17 protein-coding genes are annotated in these 24,230 nt (G+C 36.3%); 14 read left to right on the top strand and 3 right to left on the bottom strand.

Annotated elements, in window-relative coordinates:
• Position 1 precedes the first annotated feature (1 nt).
• Complete coding sequence (locus EZM65_RS13700; RefSeq protein WP_136669122.1) at positions 2 to 1,333, top strand: exopolysaccharide biosynthesis polyprenyl glycosylphosphotransferase; 1,332 nt, start codon at positions 2 to 4, stop codon at positions 1,331 to 1,333.
• On the top strand, positions 1,334 to 2,086 hold the full coding sequence (locus EZM65_RS13695) for a glycosyltransferase family 2 protein (RefSeq protein ID WP_136669121.1): 753 nt from the start codon (positions 1,334 to 1,336) through the stop codon (positions 2,084 to 2,086).
• On the opposite strand, the gene EZM65_RS13690 is transcribed toward EZM65_RS13695, so the two are convergent.
• Positions 2,083 to 3,393, bottom strand: a complete 1,311-nt coding sequence (locus EZM65_RS13690) for a phenylacetate--CoA ligase family protein (RefSeq protein WP_136669120.1) — start codon at positions 3,391 to 3,393, stop codon at positions 2,083 to 2,085. The two genes, EZM65_RS13695 and EZM65_RS13690, sit on opposite strands and share 4 nt — an antisense overlap.
• Before the next feature lie 126 nt (positions 3,394 to 3,519).
• Here EZM65_RS13690 and purD point away from each other — a divergent pair, with 126 nt between their 5' ends.
• The gene (purD, locus tag EZM65_RS13685; protein WP_136669119.1) at positions 3,520 to 4,794 is read left to right on the top strand and encodes a phosphoribosylamine--glycine ligase; all 1,275 of its coding nucleotides are present in this window, start codon (positions 3,520 to 3,522) and stop codon (positions 4,792 to 4,794) included.
• Positions 4,795 to 4,828: 34 nt separating this feature from the next.
• Here the strand turns inward: purD and EZM65_RS13680 are convergent, their stop codons facing one another.
• Both EZM65_RS13680 and EZM65_RS13675 read right to left on the bottom strand, forming a co-directional pair.
• Complete coding sequence (locus EZM65_RS13680) at positions 4,829 to 5,341, bottom strand: acyl-CoA thioesterase (protein WP_136669118.1); 513 nt, start codon at positions 5,339 to 5,341, stop codon at positions 4,829 to 4,831.
• 83 nt (positions 5,342 to 5,424) lie between these two features.
• Entirely contained in the window at positions 5,425 to 6,372 is a 948-nt protein-coding gene (locus EZM65_RS13675) for an SPOR domain-containing protein (RefSeq protein WP_136669117.1), read from the bottom strand.
• Between the two features lie 100 nt (positions 6,373 to 6,472).
• Between EZM65_RS13675 and dprA the strand changes: the two genes are divergently transcribed.
• From dprA to EZM65_RS13620, 11 genes are all read left to right on the top strand, one after another.
• A complete protein-coding gene (gene dprA / locus EZM65_RS13670) occupies positions 6,473 to 7,576 on the top strand; it encodes a DNA-processing protein DprA (RefSeq protein WP_136669116.1) in 1,104 nt (367 codons plus the stop codon).
• Positions 7,577 to 7,655: 79 nt separating this feature from the next.
• Positions 7,656 to 9,050, top strand: coding sequence for a rhodanese-related sulfurtransferase (locus tag EZM65_RS13665; protein WP_136669115.1), 1,395 nt, complete (start codon positions 7,656 to 7,658; stop codon positions 9,048 to 9,050).
• 1 nt (position 9,051) lies between these two features.
• Positions 9,052 to 10,293, top strand: a complete 1,242-nt coding sequence (locus EZM65_RS13660) for a peptidase U32 family protein (protein ID WP_136669114.1) — start codon at positions 9,052 to 9,054, stop codon at positions 10,291 to 10,293.
• Positions 10,293 to 10,523: a ferredoxin gene (locus EZM65_RS13655; RefSeq protein ID WP_136669113.1), complete on the top strand. Its 231-nt coding sequence runs from the start codon at positions 10,293 to 10,295 to the stop codon at positions 10,521 to 10,523. Before EZM65_RS13660 ends, EZM65_RS13655 begins: the two co-directional genes overlap by 1 nt.
• A gap of 227 nt (positions 10,524 to 10,750) precedes the next feature.
• Positions 10,751 to 11,992, top strand: a complete 1,242-nt coding sequence (locus EZM65_RS13650; RefSeq protein ID WP_136669112.1) for a regulatory iron-sulfur-containing complex subunit RicT — start codon at positions 10,751 to 10,753, stop codon at positions 11,990 to 11,992.
• Positions 11,967 to 12,470, top strand: a complete 504-nt coding sequence (locus EZM65_RS13645; RefSeq protein WP_136669111.1) for a gliding motility lipoprotein GldH — start codon at positions 11,967 to 11,969, stop codon at positions 12,468 to 12,470. Before EZM65_RS13650 ends, EZM65_RS13645 begins: the two co-directional genes overlap by 26 nt.
• A gap of 2 nt (positions 12,471 to 12,472) precedes the next feature.
• On the top strand, positions 12,473 to 14,806 hold the full coding sequence (locus tag EZM65_RS13640) for a penicillin-binding protein 1A (protein WP_136669110.1): 2,334 nt from the start codon (positions 12,473 to 12,475) through the stop codon (positions 14,804 to 14,806).
• Positions 14,807 to 14,811: 5 nt separating this feature from the next.
• Positions 14,812 to 15,513 carry a CoA transferase subunit A gene (locus tag EZM65_RS13635; protein ID WP_136669109.1) on the top strand — a complete coding sequence of 234 codons (702 nt, stop codon included), beginning with the start codon at positions 14,812 to 14,814 and terminating at the stop codon, positions 15,511 to 15,513.
• Between the two features lie 2 nt (positions 15,514 to 15,515).
• A complete protein-coding gene (locus EZM65_RS13630) occupies positions 15,516 to 16,172 on the top strand; it encodes a CoA transferase subunit B (protein ID WP_136669108.1) in 657 nt (218 codons plus the stop codon).
• A 243-nt stretch (positions 16,173 to 16,415) separates the two neighbouring features.
• A complete protein-coding gene (locus EZM65_RS13625; protein ID WP_136669107.1) occupies positions 16,416 to 19,862 on the top strand; it encodes a M4 family metallopeptidase in 3,447 nt (1,148 codons plus the stop codon).
• A gap of 666 nt (positions 19,863 to 20,528) precedes the next feature.
• Complete coding sequence (locus EZM65_RS13620; RefSeq protein WP_136669106.1) at positions 20,529 to 24,161, top strand: GEVED domain-containing protein; 3,633 nt, start codon at positions 20,529 to 20,531, stop codon at positions 24,159 to 24,161.
• Positions 24,162 to 24,230: the final 69 nt, after the last annotated feature.

The following is a 24,230-nucleotide window of genomic DNA, read 5'->3' as shown; positions in this document are numbered from 1 at the left end:
AATGGCAGTAGGCAGGTATTCTAAATACATCAGACCTATATCTTATCTGGTAGACTTTCTTTTGATTGTCTGGTTATTGCTTTTTACATTTCATGATGCTTATTTTGGTATAAAAAGCACACTATTGCTTCTTTTTTTATGGACGGTTATAGCTAATTACACCAACTTTTATGAAGTATACCGCTTTACGGCTCAAAGCAATATTCTTGCTAAAATTTTTAAACAGTTAGCATTGTTTTCGCTAGTGTTTATTGCGCTTTTATTTACTACACAAAGAACAGTTTCAGTAGCTGTAGTTATTAAATATTTGATATTGCTTACACTATTGGTAAGCTTTTTCAAATTCGGAATTTATTATCTGCTAAGAAAGTACCGCAAAATATTAGGGGGAAATTACCGGAATGTAATCATTATAGGGCAAAGTGAAAAAAGTCAGGAATTGTCAGACTTCTTTAATAAGAACGGCGATTTTGGATACAAATTGCAAATGCTTTTTTCGAACGGGATTTCATTTACTGAAATTGAACAATATATTTCCAAAAATAAAACTGACGAAATATACTGTGATCTTAACAGTGTTTCAAAAGATTGTTCCGATGAAATAATTGCTTTTGCACACAGTAATTTCAAAACCATAAAATTGATTCCTGATAATTCGGCGTTGTCGCATAATATGTTTTTGGATTATTATGGATATATTCCTTTAATCTCCATCAGGAAAACACCGCTTGAGATATGGTTTAATTATTGGGTTAAGCGGATATTTGATTTAGTTTTTTCATTATTGATAATTGTTTTTGTCCTTTCATGGTTGATCCCAATAGTTGCTTTGCTAATAAAGATGGATTCAAAAGGACCGGTCTTTTTTAAACAAAAGCGTCACGGACTGGATAATGAAGAATTTGAATGCATCAAGTTTAGATCAATGACAGTAAATGCAACGGCAGATACCGAATTAGCTTCTAAAAACGACATAAGAATTACCAGACTTGGTAAATTTTTACGCAAGTCAAGTATAGATGAAATGCCGCAGTTTATCAATGTTCTTTTAGGTGACATGTCAGTTGTTGGACCACGTCCGCATATGTTGAGTGTTAATCAAGATTATGCTCAGCGTTTTGATAAATTTATGGAACGGCATTATATAAGACCAGGGGTTACAGGATTGGCACAAGTAAATGGTTTTAGAGGTGAAGTGCTTACAGATAAAGATGTAGAAAATCGTTTGAAATTTGATTTATATTATATTGAAAATTGGACCTTATTTCTTGATATTAAAATAATATTGATTACAATTAAAAATTTTATTTTAGGCGACGAAAAAGCGTATTAAATGAACGGGCTGGTATCTATAATTACTCCAACATACAATTCAGAAAAATTCATAACTGAAACCATTCAATCGGTACAAAATCAAACGTACCAAAACTGGGAAATGTTAATCGTTGACGATTGCTCTTCTGATAAAACGGTTGATATTATTCAGCATTTTATGGAAGATGATCACCGCATTCATTTAATCCGGTTGAATAAAAATTCAGGAGCATCCAAGGCCAGAAATAAAGCCATAAATGAAATTAATGGTGATTATATGACTTTTTTGGACGCTGATGATATTTGGTTTTCTGATTTTATAGAAAATAGTATTGCCACTATAAACAATACCGGAATTCCGTTTGTATTTTCTTCTTACCGAAGATCAAATGAAAATCTTGAATTTGTGTATTCAGACTTTATCGTCCCACAAAAAGTGACGTATACTGATATTTTGAAAACCAATTCTATAAGTTGCCTGACCGCTTTTATAGACGTAAAAAAACTTGGCGTAAAATCAATGCCGGATATACGTAAAAGACAGGATATGGGGTTGTGGTTAAAATACTTGAAAGAAATTCCGTTTGCTCACGGAATTCAGGAACCCAAAGCTATTTACCGTATTCGAGAAAATTCTCTTTCAAGAGACAAAAAAGCATTGTTAAAATACCAGTGGCAATTTTACCGCGAAGTTGAAAAATTATCAATTTTAGAATCAGCTTACTATATGATTCACTGGATGGTCAGAGGTTTTTTGAAGTATAGAAACTAAATCAAACTTTGAAATTGTTTCAGTTTTCCTCTAGCGGTTCTTTGCAAAGATTCTTTTCTGTAAAAAGTGAAATTTAAATTAGGTTCCAAGTACAAATCAATGGCTTGTTTTATTTTATCAATTTGTGTTGCCATTAATTCTTTTTCGCTCACATAATCAATTTCAAAAGCATCAATTTTTGTTTGTCTGATGATGAATTCCTTTACATTTCCATCATCCTCAATAATGCTTTTGGTGACATAATAAAAGGTTAATCCAGGCGATTTTTTTCCGCTTGGCAAAACCGCAATGTCATTTGTCCGACCAATGAGTTTTTTAAGAATAGGATGATCAAGTGTACTTCTTTCATCCAAAATACCAATATCACCTATGTCATAACGGATAAACGGATGTGCTTTGTTGTATAATGAGGTAATCACTACTTTACCTTCAGTACCATTAGGAACGGATTGATTGTTTTCATCAAGAATTTCAACGAATAAAGTTTCAGCATTAACCTGCCACTCTCCATCCAAATTTTGAAAAGCAATCAAATCCAGTTCGGAAGCACCATATTCGTTTACCACAGGAATCCCAAACTGTTTTTCCATCAAGACTTTATCTTCTTTAAACAACATTTCAGAAGTAACCATGCAGACTTTGAGTGTCGGACAAAAATCGGTTAAAATGATATTTTTTTTCTGTAAAAATTTGGCAAACAATACTATTGAACTGGTGTAACCGTTGATGTAATCAAATTTCTTTTTTTTGAATTTTTGAAGTACTTTCTCCAGCACAGCATCGGATAAATCGAAAATAGTAAACCGATAGCGCTGCCCTAAAAAATCTTTAATCCGTTCTTTGGTATAACCAATAAAATCTAACGGAATTCCATAAAAACGGGCCTGATATGATTTGTTGAAATCAATTCCATACCAGCCAAATCTGTAAATAATCGAAGCCCAGGTAATGGCATGTGCATATTTATCCTTGGCAAAAATAAAAGGGTCACCGCTGGAACCCGAAGTTTTGTTTTTAAAAACAGTTTTTTCGGTAAAACCTCGTGAAAGCCTTTCTGTCAATGGTTTTTGAAAATCTTTTTTAGTCATTACCGGAACATCATTCCAGTTTTCAATTTCTGATTTTCCAACAAAATGTCTGTAATAGGAATTGTTTTGTAAATGATATTCTAGAATTTCTATCTTTTTTTGTTCAATGAATTGTTCATGTTCTTCAGGAGAAAGACACAGGATAGCGTTAAACTCGGCTTGGGATTCCTTCATGCGGAAACCATTTAATTTCAGGGACCAATCAAAAAACCGAATCATATTTGCTGTTTCACCAAAAATAAGAAAACAACTGTTTTCATATTCGTTTTAAACAAACTATTTTTGCACAACAACTCGAGGCGCAGCCGAACTGTATGGAGCGCAGCGTAATAAAACAACACAACAATGACAATCTTATTATTAGGTTCAGGCGGTAGAGAACATGCCTTGGCTTGGAAAATGCTTCAAAGTGAAAAATGTTCGCGGCTTTTTGTGGCACCTGGTAATGCAGGAACAGCTCAAATTGCTGTTAATGTTGCTTTAAATCCACTTGATTTCGAATCGGTTAAAAACTTTGTACTGGAAAACAAAGTTAGTATGGTTGTGGTAGGTCCTGAAGATCCATTAGTGAACGGGATTTACGATTTCTTTAAAAATGATTCACAATTACATGACATTCCTGTGATTGGACCTTCGAAAGTTGGAGCGCAATTGGAAGGAAGTAAAGAGTTTGCCAAACAGTTTTTGGTAAAAAACAATATTCCTACAGCACGTTATGAAAGTTTCACAAAAGATACTGTTGAGCAGGGATGTGAGTTTCTAACAACTTTAGATGCACCTTATGTTTTAAAAGCCGATGGACTTGCAGCTGGAAAAGGAGTTTTAATTTTAAACGATTTAGCTGAAGCACAACAAGAATTAAGAAACATGTTGGTTGATGCCAAATTTGGAGATGCTTCTTCAAAAGTGGTAATCGAGGAATTTCTTGACGGAATCGAATTGAGCTGTTTTGTTTTAACAGATGGTAAATCATATAAAATACTTCCAACAGCCAAAGACTATAAACGAATCGGCGAGGGAGATACAGGTTTAAATACGGGAGGTATGGGTGCAGTTTCACCGGTACCGTTTGCTGATGCTGTTTTCATGGAAAAAGTGGAAAACCGAATAGTTAAACCAACTATTGAAGGACTTCAAAAAGACAATATTGAATACAAAGGATTTGTTTTTATTGGACTGATCAATGTGAAAGGTGAACCAATGGTTATTGAGTACAATGTTCGTATGGGTGATCCGGAAACTGAAGTGGTGATGCTTCGAATCAAATCGGACTTAGTGGAATTATTTGAGGCAGTAGGAAGCCAGGAATTGGATAAAGCAACTTTGGAAATTGACGAAAGAGCAGTTACAACTGTAATTGTGGCTTCCGGAGGTTATCCTGAGGATTATGAAAAAGGGAAAGTAATTTCCGGTTTGGATCAGGTTACAGATTCAATTGCTTTTCACGCAGGTACAAAAACTGAAGGTGATGCAGTTGTAACCAGCGGCGGACGCGTTTTAGCGGTTTCTTCTTATGGAGAAACATTCCCTGAAGCATTGAAAAAATCGTATGAAAGTATTTCTAAAATTACTTTTGAAAAAATGTATTTTAGGAAAGATATTGGTAAGGATTTACTATAAAACTAAAAAAGCCGCTTTGAAAGCGGCTTTTTTATTATTCTATAAATAAAGCTTTCAGTTCAGTTGCTTCACTGGGTTTCATTTTACCGGCTAAAACCAAGCTTAATTGTTTTCTTCTCAAAGCGGCATCATATCTTGCTTTTTCTTCTTCCGTTTGTGGAATTACCTGAGGAACTTCTACCGGTCTTCCGGTTTCATCTACTGCCACAAAAGTATATATAGCTTCATTGGCTTTTGTTTTTTGTCCTGATTCACGGTCTTCAATCCACACATCTATATAAATTTCCATCGAACTTGTAAAAGCTCTTGAAACCTTTGCTTCAACCGTAACAACACTCCCCAGAGGAACAGCTCTGTTGAATGCTACGTGATTCACAGATGCGGTAACTGTAATACGGCGTGAATGACGTCTTGCAGCTATACTTGCAGCTCTGTCCATACGAGCCAGTAATTCGCCTCCAAATAAGTTGTTAAGTGGATTGGTTTCACCAGGTAAAACTAAATCAGTTAATGTAGTTAATGAATCTGACGGGAATTTAGGTTGCATAAAATTTAATTTTTTACAAAGATATAATGTTTGTATTGAATATTTATCAAAAATGCCTTTCAAATTGAAAGGCATTTTGCGAATTACATATTTTTTATCAATAACCAAGCTTCCGGATTGTCCTTAGCCTGGATTTGAGTAAGTTCTTGTTGTGCTTCTGCATAGGTTGTGAAACTTCCATAAAAAACCGGATATAAATCCTGATCGTTTTTTTCCATTATCCTGGCATCGGCAAAACCTTTCTCAATTAATTCATCAACTGCTTTTTGTGCATTTTGTTCACTTCTGAAAGAGCCCGCCACTAAATGGAATGGTCGAATATTATTTTCAGTAACTTCCGGAGTCGGATTGCTTATGAAAAACGTTGCCTCCTGAATCTTAGCCTGAACTTCTTTTTGAACTTCTGCCTGAACAATTAAAGTTTCACTTTGTTCCTGTTGGTTGATGTAACCCACATAGCCCAAAGTTCCTCCGCCCATAATTATCGTCACAATTGCTGCGTATTTTGCAAAACTGCGTAACGGATTTCTATTTGCTGGTTCAAAACTAACCGGTTCTTTTTCTAATTCTTCCTGAACAGTTTCATCTGTAACAACGGTTTTTAAAACTTCACGTTTAACCATAGGAGAAACATATGAAGATAACCCAAAAGAATCAGTAAGATAATTAGTGTGTTCAAAAACTTCAAATACAATATTGTTCTCAACATTGTATTTAAGCAGGCCAATGTTTTTTAAAATCACAAAATCACGATTTTGTAATTTAGAAAACCATTCGTTTACTACCACGTCAATTTTATGAACTGCTTCCTCGTAAGAAATTTTTTCTGCCAGAGCAATATGATTGGCAAGCAATCCATCATTGTTTTTGATGTACGAATTAAAAGACACTGCTTTTTTCGGCGGAAGGAATGTATTAGTGCTTTCCTGAATGGTTGCCGATATAGTTTCTGTTAAAAATGCACCAAAATTAGGCACCGTTACACAAGCATAACGGTACAATAACTGCGAGATGTATTGTTCGATATTCATAAGAACAAAAGTAACGAATGCAAGCCGAATTAAAAATTTTATCAACAAATGTTATTAACAATTTAAAAATTCATTTCTTTGTGTTTATTATTTATACGCCATGTTACATCAAGATTTATTATTTGCCTTAGCACTGCTGAAAGCAGAAGGTATTGGCGACGTGATTGCCAAAAAATTAATTACTGCATTAGGTTCTCCCGAAGAAGTCTTTAAAGCCAAGTCCAACGAATTGGCAAAAATTGACGGGATTGGAGCAGCCATTATTAAAAACCTGCAAAGCCCCCAACTTTTTAAAGAAGCCGAAAACGAACTTCAATTTATTGTAAAGGAGAATATAAACGTTTTGTACTATCAGGATGCGTTGTATCCTGAACGCTTAAAGCAATGTTTTGATGCTCCGGTTTTGCTGTTTACTGCCGGAAATATACATCTTGAAAACAGGAAAATACTTAGCATTGTGGGAACCCGTCAGGTAACACCTCAGGGAATTGACTTTTGTAAAAATCTTATAAATGATTTAGCGCCTTTAAATCCTATAATTGTAAGTGGTTTTGCCTACGGAGTGGATATTGCAGCACATCAGACTGCTTTGGAAAATGAGTTGCAGACTATAGGTGTTTTAGCGCACGGATTGAATCAGATTTATCCAAAAGTTCACAAAAAATACATGCGCAAAATAGAACAGAACGGTGGTTTTATGACCGAGTTTTGGAGTACGTCAAATCCTGACAGGGAAAACTTTGTAAAACGCAACCGGATTGTAGCAGGTATTTCAGAAGCTACAATTGTCATAGAAAGTGCAGAACAAGGAGGTTCTTTACTAACTGCAAATATGGCCAATGAATACAATCGAGATGTGTTTGCTGTGCCGGGAAGAACTACTGATAAGTATAGCCAAGGCTGTAATCTTTTGATTAAAACCAACAAGGCACAACTGATTACAAATGCGACTGATTTAATTTATCATTTGAATTGGGATTTGAAAAAAGATACTTCTAAAGCAATTCAAAAACAGCTTTTTATTTCTTTGGACAATGAAGAACAACTCATATATGATTATTTGCAAAAACTAAATAAGGAGCATTTGGATATTATAGCATTGGATTGTCAAATGCCTGTTTTTAAATTATCTTCGTTATTATTGAATATGGAGCTAAAAGGTGTTGTCAGACCTTTGCCTGGGAAATATTTTGAAATAATTTAAAAATCAATACCTTTGCCCCCGAATTCTTCCATTTAGAATTCACAACATATTGTTTATTATCTCACTTAAAGTTTATAGCATGCAACTGTATAACACCTTAAGCGCAGAAGAAAGAGCTGAATTAATCGATCAGGCGGGTAAGCAGCGTTTTACCATTTCTTTCTATCAATACGCGCACATTGAAAACCCTCAACAATTTCGTAACGATTTATTTTTAGCTTGGAACAAGCTGGATGCTCTTGGCCGTGTGTATGTGGCTAAAGAAGGTATTAATGCGCAAATGAGTGTTCCTGCCGAAAATTTTGAAACATTCCGCGATACACTGGAAGCTTACGATTTTATGAAAGGCATTCGTATTAATGTTGCTGTAGAACACGATGACCATTCTTTCCTCAAACTTACTGTTAAAGTGCGTCATAAAATCGTTGCTGATGGATTGAACGACGAGACTTTTGATGTAACTAATAAAGGAGTTCACTTAAATGCAAAAGCATTCAATGATATTTTAGACGACCCTAATACTATAGTGGTAGATTTTAGAAATCACTACGAAAGTGAAGTCGGACATTTTAAAGGAGCCATTACACCGGATGTGGAAACGTTCCGTGAATCGTTGCCAATCATTAATGAGCAATTAAAAGATTTCAAAGAAGAAAAGAATCTGGTAATGTACTGTACCGGTGGTATCCGTTGCGAAAAAGCTTCGGCATATTTTAAACATCAGGGTTTCAAAAACGTATATCAGTTGGAGGGCGGAATCATTAATTATGCCCGTCAGATAAAAGAGGAAGGTATCGAGAGTAAATTCATTGGTAAAAACTTCGTGTTTGACCATCGTTTAGGTGAAAGAATTACTGATGATATTATTTCACAGTGCCATCAATGTGGTAAACCATGTGATAATCATACCAATTGTGCTAACGATGGCTGTCATTTATTGTTTATCCAATGCGATGAATGTGCTGAAAAAATGGAACACTGCTGTTCTACCGAATGTTTGGAAACAACGCATTTATCTCTGGAAGATCAGGTTCGATTAAGAAAAGGGATTCAGGTAGGAAATAAAATTTTCCGTAAAGGAAAATCAGAAGCGCTGAAATTTAAAAAATCAGGTGAACTTACCGGAATCAGTTTGGCAAAAGCAACAGATTTTGAAGCAAACGTTAATGAACTGACAACGGAAAAACCTAAAACACTTCGTCAGCGTATTGCGGTTAAAAAAGTAATGGTGGGTAAAGGTGAACACTATTATTCTAAATCTCAAGTGGGTCAGTTTACCATAACAAACCATGAATTGAAAGCAGGGGATACAGTATTAATCCAAGGACCTACTACCGGTGAAAAACAATTAATTGTAGAGCAATTATTTGTAAACGGCCAAGAAGGAACTGTGGCTAAAGAAGGTGATAAAATTACTTTTTCAGTACCTTTTAAAGTGAGAGCTTCTGATAAATTATTCAAAATAGTAAAGTAAAATGACTGCCACAGGAAAAATTGAACTGATGGCTCCTGCAGGAAATTTTGAATCTTTGCAGGCAGCTCTTGATAATGGTTGTGATTCGGTTTATTTCGGGGTAGAGCAATTAAACATGCGTGCCCGTGCATCGGTAAATTTTACAATAGACGATTTACCTGAAATTGCCAATCGTTGTCAGCAAAAAAATGTTAGAACCTATTTAACATTGAACACGATTATTTACGATCATGATTTATCAATAGTAAAAACACTTTTAAACAAAGCCAAAGAAGCTAATATTACTGCAGTGATTGCTTCGGATCAGGCAGTGATTATGGCCGCGCGGACGATTGGCTTGGAAGTGCATATTTCAACTCAGTTGAATGTGACCAATATTGAAACGGTTAAATTCTACGCAATGTTCGCGGATACCATCGTGTTATCGCGTGAACTCAGCTTACGTCAGGTAAAGAAAATAACCGAGTTGATAGAGAAAGAACAAATCAAAGGACCAAGTGGTAATCCAGTTGAAATAGAAATTTTTGGTCATGGAGCATTGTGTATGGCGGTTTCAGGGAAATGTTACTTGAGTCTGCATTCGCATAATTCATCTGCAAACCGTGGTGCCTGTAAACAGAACTGCCGGAAAAAATACACAGTAATCGACCAGGAATCAGGTTTTGAAATTGAAATAGACAACGAATACATGATGTCGCCAAAAGATTTATGTACGATTGATTTTCTGGATCAAGTGATTGATTCGGGTATCAAAGTACTAAAGCTGGAAGGCCGCGGACGCGCTCCTGAATATGTGGCCACCGTGACAAAAACATATCGAGATGCTATAGATTCCTATTACGATGGTACTTTTTCAAAAGAAAAAATAACACAATGGATGTCTGATCTTGAAACGGTTTACAACCGCGGATTTTGGAGTGGTTACTATCTTGGACAAAAACTGGGGGAATGGAGTAAAGACTCTGGAAGCAATGCTACCCAAAAGAAAGTATATGTAGGTAAAGGAGTTCATTTTTTTCCAAAAGCGAATATTGGCGAATTTAAAATTGAAGCCTACGATATTAAAAAAGGAGACAAAATTTTGATCACAGGACCAAGTACCGGAGCACAGGAAATGGTGATTGACGAAATGTATGTTAATGATGAAGTTTCTGAAAAAGCCGGCAGAGGAGACAGCTGTACTTTTAAATTACCTTTCAGAATCCGTTTGTCCGACAAATTATATAAAATTGTAGAGGCGTAATGGTAATTGTTACTTTACAAAGAGACAAATGTATTGGGTGTAATTATTGTGTGGAATTTGCGCCTGCTCAGTTTCAAATGTCAAAAAAAGACGGAAAATCTGTTTTGATAAAAGCAATCGATACTAAAGGATTTCATACTTTAAAGTCACACGACCATACTATTTTCGAGGCATGTGAATTGGCTCAAAAAGCATGTCCGGTACATATTATTTCTGTCAAAGAAATTTAATCAGAAAGAATAATTTATATTAGACCTGTTGCGTTTTATATGTAACGGGTTTTTTCTTTTTAAGAAAAATGCATTTGAAATTAATTGTTTCCGGTTGTTTGGAAACACTTTTTTGGAATTTGTTTTTTAGGATTTGGAATTTAAAAATATGTATCTTTACGCTCTAAACTAAATTGGCAGTAGTAGTCCCGTGATTTCACGGGATGACCAATATATATATTCAAGTTATGGCATGTAATAGTTGTTCAACCTCGACCGGCGGAGCGCCTAAGGGGTGTAAAAATAATGGGACTTGCGGCACCGATAGCTGCAACAAATTAACAGTTTTCGACTGGTTGGCAAATATGTCATTACCAGGAGGCCAGGCACCTTTTGACTGTGTTGAAGTACGTTTCAAAAATGGCAGAAAAGAGTTTTTCAGAAATACTGAAAAAATGACTCTGAGCATAGGAGATATTGTTGCAGTTGAAGCTTCTCCGGGGCATGATGTAGGGATTGTAACTTTAACAGGAGAACTGGTTAAAGTACAAATGAAAAAGAAAGGGGTAAATCCTGAAGGTGAAGTACTTAAAATTTACCGCAAAGCATCACAAAAAGACATTGATATCTGGAGCGAGGCGCGTGACAGGGAAGAACCCATGAAGGTTCGAGCACGTGAATTGGCAATTGCTTTGAATCTTGAAATGAAAATTTCAGATATAGAATTTCAAGGCGACGCTTCAAAAGCTACATTTTACTACACGGCAAATGACCGGGTGGATTTCCGTCAGTTAATTAAAGATTACGCATCTGAATTTAAGATCCGTATCGAAATGAAACAGGTTGGTTTCCGTCAGGAAGCGGCCCGTTTAGGCGGTATAGGTTCATGCGGACGTGAGTTATGCTGTTCCACTTGGCTGACAGATTTCAGAAGTGTAAATACGGCAGCAGCCCGTTATCAGCAACTGTCATTAAATCCTCAAAAATTAGCGGGACAATGCGGTAAGTTAAAATGCTGTTTGAATTATGAATTGGATACTTACATGGATGCCTTGAAGGACTTTCCGGACATGGAGACAAAACTGCATACCGAAAAAGGTGAGGCAATCTGTCAGAAAGTAGATATTTTCAAGGAATTAATGTGGTTTGCTTATATAGGCAATAATGCTGTGTGGCATGTACTTAAGGTAAATGAAGTAAAAGAAATACTCGCATTAAACAAGCAAGGGAAAAAGGTTGCTTCTTTAGAAGATTTTGCATTTGAAGAAGATAAAGGAGAAGTTGAAAAAACATTCCAGAATGCTATGGGTCAGGATAGTTTAACCCGTTTTGATCAGCCCAAAAAGAAAAATAAGCCCAAAAAGAAAAAACCAAAACTGGCTGTTGAAAACAACGAAACAGCACCAGCTCCAAAACCGGAAAACAATAAGCCAAAAAATAAACCCAACAGGTTCAAAAATAAAAATGATAAAAAAGATTTTAAAAAATAGTTTTTTATTTACAGCGACTTCATTGTGTCTTATTTCCTGTGATGATTCACAGGTTTTTGATCAGTACAAAACTTTTGACAATGGATGGCCTAAAAAAGAAGCGGTAAGTTTTGAATTTGAACAGGAAGCTTCGGTAAAACCTTTAAACATGTTCATTAATATCAGAAACAATGATGATTATGAATTCAGCAATTTGTTTTTAATTGTAAAATTGGAACAACCTAAAGGTAAAATTCTGGTAGATACTTTGGAATATCAAATGGCAAATCCTGACGGGACACTCATGGGTGAAGGTTTTTCAGATGTTAAGGAAAGCAAGCTTTGGTACAAAGAAAACTATAAGTTTCCTCAAAAAGGAAAATATAAAGTAAGTATCCAGCAGGCGGTAAGACAAAACGGAAAGATTAAGGGTGTTGAAGTGTTGAACGGAGTTACAGAATTAGGATTTAGAATTGAATCAATCAAAGAAAGTAAATAATTATGGCACAAAAATTAAATACTAAAAAATCTGATTTTTCGCCTTATGTGAAAAAGTTCTGGAAATACTTTATGTATGCTTTTGGAGGCGTGCTTTTGTTTTTCCTTTTGGCTTCATGGGGCCTTTTTGGGTCAATGCCTTCTTTTTCTGAATTAGAAAACCCTGAATCAAATTTAGCTACTGAGATTATATCTTCTGATGGTGTTGTAATCGGAAAGTTTTTTAATGAAAACAGAACTCCTGTTGATTATGAGGATCTGCCTAAACATCTTGTAAATGCTTTAGTGGCAACAGAAGATGAACGTTTTTACGAGCACTCGGGAATCGACGGCAGGGGAACCATGAGAGCGGTTTTAAGTGCAGGAACAAGCGGCGGAGCGAGTACCCTTAGCCAGCAGCTGGCGAAACTTTTATTTCACGGGGAAGGATCACGCTTTTTACCATTCCGTATCGTACAAAAAGCAAAAGAATGGATCATCGCAATTCGTTTAGAACGCCAGTACACGAAAAATGAAATCATTGCAATGTATTTGAATAAAGCCGATTTTATCAATACTGCTGTAGGAATCCGTTCGGCAGCAAAAGTTTATTTTGCCAAAGAACCTAAAAACCTGACAGTAGATGAAGCGGCAATGTTAGTGGGAATGCTCAAAAACCCGTCTTTGTTTAATCCGTTACGCCGTGAGGAAAAAGTAAAAGAACGCCGTAATGTGGTCTTAAAACAAATGGAGAAAAACGGATTCCTGACGACTACACAAAAAGAAAATTATCAGGCAAAACCGCTTAAATTAACATTCACCCCGGAAAAATATAATGAAGGAACCGCTACTTACTTCCGTGAGTACCTGCGTGATTATATGAAAAAATGGGTGGAAGAAAACAAAAAAGAAGATGGTTCTGATTACAATATTTATTCTGACGGATTAAAAATTTATACAACTATCGATTCCCGTATGCAGGTGTATGCAGAAGAAGCTATGCGCGAGCACTTGGCTAACTTACAGCAGGAATTTTTTATCGAACAGAAAAATAATAAAACCGCTCCGTTTGTAAATATAACGCAAACTGAAATCGATAAAGTAATGGACCGCTCTATGCGCAATTCGGAGCGCTGGAGAATCTTATCGGAAAACGGTAAAGATGAGGAAGAAATAAAAGCTTCTTTCCAGATTAAAACCAAAATGACGGTTTTCACATGGAAAGGCGACCGTGATACAGTAATGACTCCTTATGATTCCATCCGTTATTACAAGCATTTTTTGCAGCCGGGCTTAATGGCTATGGAACCGCAAACCGGTCATGTTAAGGCTTGGGTAGGCGGAATAGACTATCGTTATTTCCAGTACGACCACGTAGGTTTAGGGGCACGTCAGGTAGGTTCAACTTTTAAACCTTTTGTTTACGCAACAGCTATAGAACAGTTGGGAATGTCACCATGTGATACTATTATCGACGGACCTTTCATGATTCGTAAAGGAAAACATAATGTGACTGAAGACTGGGAACCTAGAAACTCTGACCGTAAATACAGAGGAATGATGACGCTTAAAAGAGCATTGGCGTATTCGGTTAATACAATTTCAGCAAAATTGATTGATAAGACAGGACCTGATGCGGTTATCGCCTTATTGAGAAAATTAGGTGTGGAAACTGAAATTCCGTCACAGCCTTCAATAGCGCTTGGTGCGGTTGATATTACCGTCCGTGATATGGTAGCTGCCTTCAGTACTTTTGCAAATCAGGGTATTTATCTGAAACCACAGGTTATTGCAAAAATAGAGGACAAAAACGGTAACGTAATTTTTGAACCAAAATTGGAATCAAAAGATGTATTGAGTAAAGATGTATCGTATGCAATGATAAAACTTCTGGAAGGAGTTACTGAATCAGGTTCAGGAGATAGATTACGTACCCAGGGAGGTGGTTGGAAATACAACCGCGTGACAGGTTATCCTTACATGTTTACTAACCCTATAGCCGGTAAAACAGGGACATCTCAAAACCAATCTGACGGATGGTTTATTGGAATGGTGCCCAATTTAGCTGCAGGTGTTTGGGTAGGAAATGAAGACCGTTCAGCGCATTTCAAAACACTGGCTGCCGGTCAGGGTGCAACTATGGCATTGCCTATTTGGGGATTGTTCATGAAAAAATGTTACAACGACCCTACTTTAAATGTGTCCAAAGAACCGTTTGAAAAACCAAAAAATCTTAGTATAAAAGTAGATTGTTATACGCCGCCGGTTCATACCCGGGTGGAGAATGACAGTATCAGTAAAGACTCTACAGCTATTAAACCCGAAGAAGAACAAAACACAGACGAATTTGGATTATAAATAAAATGATTTCAAGAAAAGTAAACAACGTAAAAGATGCACTGGAAGGAATTCAGGACGGAATGACCATCATGTTAGGGGGATTTGGTCTTTGCGGAATTCCGGAAAACAGTATTGCCGAATTAGTAAATAAAGGCGTAAAAGAGTTAACCTGTATATCAAACAATGCAGGTGTTGACGATTTTGGGTTAGGACTCTTATTGCAAAAGCGTCAGATTAAAAAAATGATTTCTTCCTATGTAGGAGAAAATGCCGAGTTTGAACGCCAAATGCTTTCAGGTGAATTGGAAGTGGAATTAACTCCTCAGGGAACATTGGCTGAAAAATGCCGTGCGGCTCAGGCTGGAATTCCAGCATTTTTTACACCGGCAGGTTATGGAACCGAAGTAGCCGAAGGTAAAGAAGTACGTGAGTTCAATGGTAAAATGCACATACTTGAACATGCGTTTAAAGCCGATTTTTCTATTGTCAAAGCATGGAAAGGGGACGAAGCAGGAAACTTGATTTTTAAAGGTACAGCAAGAAACTTTAATGCCCCTATGGCAGGAGCAGCTAAAATTACCATTGCAGAGGTTGAAGAACTTGTACCGGCCGGTACTTTGGATCCTAACGAAATTCACATTCCCGGAATTATGATAAACCGTATTTTTCAGGGTGAGAAATTCGAAAAAAGAATTGAGCAACGTACTGTTAGACAAAAAAGTTAATCATGGCATTAGGTAAAGAAGAAATTGCAAAAAGAATAGCACAAGAAGTTAAAGATGGTTACTATGTGAATTTAGGAATTGGAATCCCTACGCTGGTAGCTAATTATGTTCGTGAAGATATTTCAGTTGAGTTTCAATCAGAAAACGGTGTTTTGGGCATGGGACCGTTTCCGTTTGAAGGAGAGGAAGATGCTGATATCATCAATGCAGGAAAACAGACTATTACTACATTGCCTGGAGCAAGTTTTTTTGACTCGGCATTTAGTTTCGGAATGATCCGAGCTCAAAAAGTTGACTTGACAATCCTGGGAGCAATGGAAGTTTCAGAAAACGGCGACATAGCCAACTGGAAAATTCCTGGTAAAATGGTGAAAGGAATGGGAGGAGCTATGGATTTAGTTGCTTCTGCCGAGAATATCATTGTGGCCATGATGCATGTTAATAAAGCCGGAGAATCTAAAATTCTTAAAAAATGTACTTTGCCATTGACAGGGGTTGGCTGCGTGAAAAAAGTAGTGACCGAATTGGCAGTTTTAGAAATAACGCCAAAAGGATTTAAATTGCTTGAAAGAGCACCGGGCGTTTCAGTTGAAGATATTGTCAAAGCTACAGAAGCAGATTTGATAATTGAAGGTGAAATTCCTGAAATGGCTTTCTAAGTCATCAAAACATAGTGATTTATAAACAAAGCGATAGGAAATTCCCTATCGCTTTTTTAATTATTTGATTTTTAATAAATTAGAATAAATTTGTTAACAGCAATAAAGACAAGGTTTTTGTATTATTTTTAAGGAATTGTTTCTAAATGCTTAAAATTTTGTTAAAGACTTACAAAAAAAGTATTAAATTCGCCACGATTTAGAAAATCAGATAAACATTTATTAACCTAACCAAACATTTTTATGAAAAAACAATTACAAAGCGTTGCTTCGGTGATGGCTTTATCTTTGTTTACACTATCTGCTTTTGCACAGGAGACAGATAAACTGGTAAGCAAAAAAGAAAAGAATGGCAATGGCACTCCTGCTTTCATTGCCTTTAAAGAATCTGCAAATTACAAAAGTTCTGATGCCGGTGTAATCTTCAAAGAGCAACTGGGGCTTAAAGAGAATCAAAAATTTTCTAAAATTAAAGGGGAAGCAGACGGGCTTGGCTTTACTCATGAAAAATACCAACTATTTCATAAAGGTATTAAAGTTGAGTTTGCTACGTATTCAATCCACTCAAAAAATGGAAAAGTAAACTCAATGAACGGAGAGTTTTACAACATAGGGGATGTAAACACTAATCCATCATTAAATGCTTCTGCCGCTTTACAAAGAGCTATGGCTCATTCAGGAGCAACTGAATTTTTATGGGATAATTTTGCAGAAGCTTCTATGATGAACTATGCAAAGCCAAAAGGGGAATTGGTTTTATTACCAGTTGACAATACAGTTAAATTAGCATACAAATTCGATATCTATACCTCAAAACCATTAAGCAGAGGCGATGTGTATGTTGATGCACAATCAGGACAAGTTTTATTTTACAATGCAACTATTAAGCATTTAGGAGAACATAGTCATGGTAAGAATATAACAAAGACAAATTCTTTAGATTTATTCAAATCGCCTTCAATAGTTGTTGCCGCAAATGCAGCTACTCGCTATAGCGGAACTCAAACTATTCAAACTTTGTTAAGTGGTTCGTCTTATATTTTGCACGACAATACCAGAGGAGGAGGCATGCAAACATATAATATGAATAAAGGTACTAATTATTCATCAGCAGTTAATTTTACTGATGCAGATAATAATTGGACAGCTGCCGAATTTAATAACACAAATAAAGACAATGCAGCATTAGATGCACATTGGGGGGCAGAGAAAACATATGATTATTTTAGTACGGTACATTCAAGAAATAGTTATAATAATGCAGGAGCAAAAATCAATAGCTATGTGCATTATAGCTCAAGTTATAACAACGCTTATTGGGATGGTTCTAGAATGACATATGGAGATGGTAGCGGTACAGGAGGTTTTAATGCGTTAACCTCTTTAGATGTTGCGGCACATGAAATAGGTCATGCGGTATGTTCATACACAGCGGATCTTGCTTATCAAAAAGAATCTGGAGCAATGAATGAAGGATTTTCAGACATTTGGGCAGCTTGTGTTGAGTTTTATGCAGCACCAACAAAGCAACCTTGGTTAATAGGAGAAGATATTGAAATGCGATCTGGACATGTGGCATTGAGATCAATGAGTAATCCAAATGCTGAAGGTCAACCAGATACTTACGGAGGAACTTACTGGATTAACCCAAACTGTACACCTACACAATCTAATGATTATTGTGGTGTACATACAAACTCAGGGGTTTTAAACCACTGGTTTTATATTCTATCAGTAGGGAAATCAGGGACAAATGATTTAGGAAATGCTTTTAATGTGACAGGAATTACAGTAGATAAAGCAGCTAAAATTGCTTATCGTACAGAAGCTAATTATTTATCAGCTAATTCAACTTTTGCTAATGCAAGAACGTACTCAATTCAGTCAGCTGTAGAACTATATGGTGCAGGTTCAGCTGAAGAGATAGCTACTACAAATGCATGGTATGCAGTAGGTGTTGGTACTGCTTATTCTGGAGGTTCTTCAGATACTACAGCTCCAACAGCTCCAACAAGCTTAGCCGCTTCAGGAACTACATCTACATCTACTAATTTATCTTGGACAGCTTCTACTGATAATGTTGGTGTAACAGGATATAACATTTACAGTGGAACAACTTTATTAGGTACTGTTGCAGGAACTACTTATACAGCTACAGGATTAACAGCTTCAACAACTTATTCATTTACTGTTAAAGCAAAAGATGCAGCAGGTAATTTATCAGCAGCAAGCAATGCGGTGAGCGTTACAACTGCAGCTGCAACTGCTACTTACTGTGCTTCAAAAGGGAACAGCGTAGCTGACGAATATATTGGAAGAGTTCAGGTTGGTTCAATCAACAATGCTTCTACTGGAGGAACTGGTTATACAGATTTTACAAGTCTTTCTACAAATGTTACCAAAGGAAGTACTACTGCAATTACAGTTACACCAACATGGACAGGTTCTTCTTATGCTGAAGGATATGCAGTTTGGATTGACTTAAATAATGATAAAGATTTTGATGATGCAGGTGAATTAGTATGGAGCAAAGCAGCTTCTACAACTACTCCTGTTTCAGGAAGTTTCACTGTGCCAACAACTGCTGTCACAGGTACAACAAGAATGAGAGTTTCTATGAAATACAACGCAATTCCTACACAATGTGAAGCGTTTTCATATGGTGAAGTTGAAGATTATACAGTTAACTTAGTAGCTGGTTCTGCAGACACTACAGCTCCAACTACTCCGGCTAACTTAGCAGCTTCTGGAACAACTTCTTCTTCAACAACTTTATCATGGACGGCTTCTACTGATAATGTGGGAGTTACGGGGTATGATGTATATCAAGGTTCTACACTTTTAGCTACTGTCGCTTCAACTTCTTATACAGTAACAGGATTGACAGCTTCAACAGCTTATTCTTTCTCAGTAAAAGCAAAAGACGCAGCTGGTAATGTTTCAGCTTCAAGTAATGTTGTAAACGTAACAACTTCTGGAACTACTGTAACATACTGTACTTCTAAAGGTAATAGTGTAGCAGACGAATATATCGATTATGTAGCATTAGGAGGTATTGTAAACACAACTGGAGCTAATGCTGGTTACGGTAACTTTACAAACTTAGTAGGTAATGTACCTTACGGATCAAATACAATCACATTCAGCGCTGGATTTACAGGTTCTGCTTATACTGAATATTGGTCAGTTTGGATTGATTACAATCAGAATGGAACTTTTGAAACAACTGAAAAAGTAACTTCAGGTTCTTCTTCTAGTTCAGGTAACTTGACAGGTACTTTCACAGTTCCTACAACTGCTTTAGCAGGTCAAACCAGAATGAGAGTTCAAATGAAATATGGTTCTACCTCTACAGCTTGTGAGACTTTCTCATACGGTGAAGTAGAAGACTATACTGTGAATATTGGTTCAACTGCAATTGCAGCGATTGCAGCGGGTGATGCTATTTCTAACGAATCAAATGTGTTTGATTTAGTAATGTATCCAAATCCTGCCGAAACAATTTTAAATGTTTCAATGTTAGACAACAGAAGCGCGTCTTATAAAATATTTAATTTAATGGGGCAGTCTTTAAAAGCTGGTAAATTGAATCAACAGGAAATTAATGTTTCTGATTTAGCGTCTGGAATGTATATTTTGGAAGTTAATGATGGCCAAAAATCTATTTCCAAGAAATTTTCCAAGAAATAAAAACACGCTTTTATTTTAATAAGAAGAGGCTGTCCTTGTTTTAGGACAGCCTTTTTTATTTTATAATATGTTCCGATGTATAACAACTGATATTAGAACTATAAATGATTTTCTCAAAGATTTTAAATTCCCCGAAAGCTATTGTTCGTTTTCCAATATAATTATTCTATTCAGTTTTAAATCTGAAAGAAAGCAAGGAGTCAAAATCAAAGTTGTATTAATTAACTGAAAGAGTTATGGAAGCGGAAACCTTAACCGTAATAGAATTTTATATATACTGTTTGGGTATTATATAAAGAAAATGGTTCCGGTAAAGTTTTTTTCCAACAGGTTTAAAACAGCTTGATTTGCTTTTTAAAACTGAAATTAATTTTGTAGGAAAAACTAAATCGGAAACAGACCCAAATTGCAGCAAACGATAGAATTTATTTAGACTATTCGGCATGAAATAATATGGGTTTAAAAATTATATTTTGTAAATGTTTGATTTTTAACAAATTACAATAAAAATGTGAACGGTAATAAAATCAGGGGTTTTTACAGTATTATTATTAAACGGTTAATGGATGATTAAAATTTTGTTAAATACTTACAAAAAAAAGCTAAATTCGCATCGATTTCAAAAATCAAATAAACAAATATTAACCTAACCAAACCTAATTAACCATGAAAAAGAACACAATTTTTCAAGGCTTCCTTGTATTTTGTGCTCTGTCAACTGGATTTGAAATTTATGCGCAAACTCCAACTGAAAGAGCAAAAATATCTTCGGGTTACAACAAGGAAAAAATTACCAATCTTTCCAGGGAATTTTTAGCAAAAGAAAGAAAGCAAAAAGAAGAGGCTGTCGATTTTGCTCAAAAAAACAATTTGCCTTTAACTTTAAAATTAACTGATGGAGGTTTTGCAGAACTTCAAAAAATTGTTAATGGCAAACCCATTTATTACAGAACCTTTAACGTTGCCGCCGCAAAATCTACCAGAGCAAATCATTTGCACACAGGCGGAAGTTTAGGACTTAATCTAAACGGGCAGAATATGACTGCTTATGTATGGGATGGCGGTCATGCCAGAGTTTCGCATCAGGAATATGACGGAACCGGAGGGACTAACAGAGTTACTGTTGAGGATGCTGCATCAGAAGGAGGAACCAAACTTAACTTTCATGCAGCCCACGTAACAGGAACTATAACTGCTTCCGGGTTTACTGCAAATGCTAAAGGAATGGCACCGCAATCCAGAGTAAGAGGTTATATGTGGAATAACGATTTATCCGAGGCAACAACTGCGGCATCAAACGGAATGTTATTATCCAACCATTCTTACGGATACCGTTCAGATTTGGTAGAGGACTATTATTTTGGTGCTTATATTGACGATTCAAGAGACTGGGATAATTTATTATATAACGCTCCTTATTATTTAATGGTCGTGGCGGCAGGTAATGACGGGTCGACTAGTTATAATGGTTCTCCTTTAAATTCAAGCTTTCCGCAATATGATAAATTAACCGGACATGCAACTTCAAAAAACAACCTGGTAGTTGCTAATGCTAATGATGCCAATATAGATACAAATGGAAATTTAGTATCGGTGACTATTAATTCAAGCAGCAGCCAAGGGCCCACAGATGATTTACGGATCAAGCCTGATATTACAGGAAACGGTACAAGTGTATATTCAAGTTATGAAACCAGTGACAGTGCTTACGGTACGATTAGCGGTACGTCAATGGCATCACCTAATGTAACAGGAACATTATTATTACTGCAGCAGCATTATAACAGTTTGAACGGCTTATATATGAAATCGGCTACTTTAAAGGGATTGGCACTTCATACTGCCGATGATGCCGGAGCAAGCGGACCTGATGCAATTTTTGGATGGGGTCTTTTAAATGCCAAAAAAGCTGCACAGGCTATTTCAACAAAGGGAACATCAACAATAATTAACGAACTTACTTTACAGCCGGGACAAACGTATACTCTTAATGTAAACAGTGATGGAGTTAATAAACTGATCGCGTCTATATGCTGGACTGATCCGGCAGGAACTTCAGGTACCTTATTAAATTCAGGTACTGCAAAATTAGTAAATGATTTGGATATAAGAATTTCAAAATCAGGAACTACATATCTGCCATGGAGATTAACAGGAGTTAATGCAAATGGTTTAGGGGATAATACAAAAGACCCCTTTGAAAGAGTTGAAGTGACTGGAGCTTCGGGTGAATATACGATTACAATTACCCACAAGGGCAGTTTAACGGGCGGCAGTCAGAATTACAGTTTGGTTGTAAGTGGTATTACCAACAATGCAACATGCAGTGCAACAGTTCCAACAGGAGTTAATGTAACATCAGTGACTTCTAATTCTTCAACAGTAAATTGGTCTTCTGTGCCTAATGCTACATACGAAGTAAGATACAAAGAAACTGCAGCAGCAACATGGTCTACGGTAGCTTCTCCTTCTGCATCAACTGTATTGTCAGGATTGACAGCAGGCACAGCGTATGAGGCACAGGTTAGAAGTTTATGTTCAGGAGGAACAGCTTCTGCTTTCTCTTCTTCTGTAAACTTTACAACATCTACAGCAACAGATACTATTGCTCCAACTGTTCCAACAGGATTGGCAGCATCAGGAACTACAACAACATCGACAAACCTGACCTGGACTGCATCTACAGATAATGTGGGGGTAACCGGTTATGATATTTTTCAGGGAGGAACTTTAATTGGTTCTTCAACGGCAACTTCTATTGTAGTTGGAAGTTTATCTCCTGCTACGACTTATACATTTACAGTAAGAGCAAAAGATGCAGCAGGTAATTTTTCGGCGCTTAGCAGTTCAGTAAGTGTAACAACGTTATCAGAAACGGCTGTCTATTGTGCTTCAAAAGGAAACAGCGTAGCTGATGAATACATTGGAAGAGTACAAATTGGATCAATCAACAATGCTTCTGCAGGTGGAACAGGTTATTCAGATTATACAAGTCTTTCTACAAATGTAACTAAAGGAAGTGCAACTGCAATTACTGTGACACCTACATGGACTGGTTCAACTTATCCTGAAGGTTACGCAGTTTGGATTGACTTAAATAACGATAAAGATTTTAATGATGCAGGTGAATTGGTATGGAGCAAAGCAGCTTCTACAACTACACCGGCTGCAGGAAGCTTTACAGTACCAACAACTGCGGTTACTGGGTCAACAAGAATGAGAGTTTCAATGAAATACAATGGAATTCCTACACAATGTGAGACAATTTCTTATGGTGAGGTTGAGGATTATACTGTTAATTTAGTAGCAGAATCAGCAGATACTATTGCACCAACAGCTCCAACAAGTTTGGCAGCTTCTGGAACTACAGCTGTATCAACTGTATTATCGTGGACAGCTTCAACTGACAACGTTGGTGTAACAGGATACGATGTTTATCAAGGTGCTGTTTTAAAAGCAACTGTTACTTCAACTTCTTATACAGTTACCGGCTTAACAGTGGCTACTGCTTATACGTTCTCGGTAAAAGCTAAAGATGCCGCAGGAAATGTATCTGCTTCAAGTAATGTGGTGAATGTGATTACTTCCGGTACAATTACTTATTGTGAATCTAAAGGGAATAGTGTAGCTGACGAGTATATTGATTATGTGGCATTAGGAGGTATTGCAAATGCAACAGGTGCAAATGCTGGTTACGGTAACTTTACAAATTTAGTGGGGAATGTACCTTATGGTTCTAATACAATCACTTTCAGTGCTGGTTTTACAGGATCTGCTTATACAGAGTACTGGTCGGTATGGATTGATTACAACCAAAATGGAACTTTTGAAACAACTGAAAAAGTAGTAACAGGTTCTTCATCTTCTTCAACTAATTTAACAAGTACATTTACGGTTCCAACAACTGCTTTAGCAGGACAAACAAGAATGAGAGTTCAAATGAAATATAATGCAACTTCTACAGCTTGTGAAACATTTTCGTATGGTGAAGTTGAAGATTATACAGTAAATATTGGTGCTTCTGGTCTTACAGGATTAAATTCAGGTGAAGAAATAACCAATGAATCCAATGTATTTGATTTAGTAATGTATCCTAACCCGGCGCAGACTACCTTGAATATAGCAATGCTTGATAACAGAAGTGTTTCTTACAGAATTTTCAATTTGATGGGACAACCTTTAAAATCAGGTAAATTAAACCAACAGGGAATCAACGTTTCTGATTTAGCTTCCGGAATGTATATTTTAGAAGTTAATGACGGTCAAAAATCAATTTCCAAGAAATTTTCTAAAAAATAAGCAGCTTAAAAAGGGACCGATAAATTCGGTCTCTTTTATAAAATTTAATTTTAATCAATAATTAACTAT

Origin of the sequence: Flavobacterium sp. H122, from assembly GCF_004959765.1 — a bacterium.
GTDB lineage: Bacteria > Bacteroidota > Bacteroidia > Flavobacteriales > Flavobacteriaceae > Flavobacterium.
Note: the sequence above shows the minus strand (reverse complement) of the source record. Positions and strands in the feature narration are given on the sequence as shown.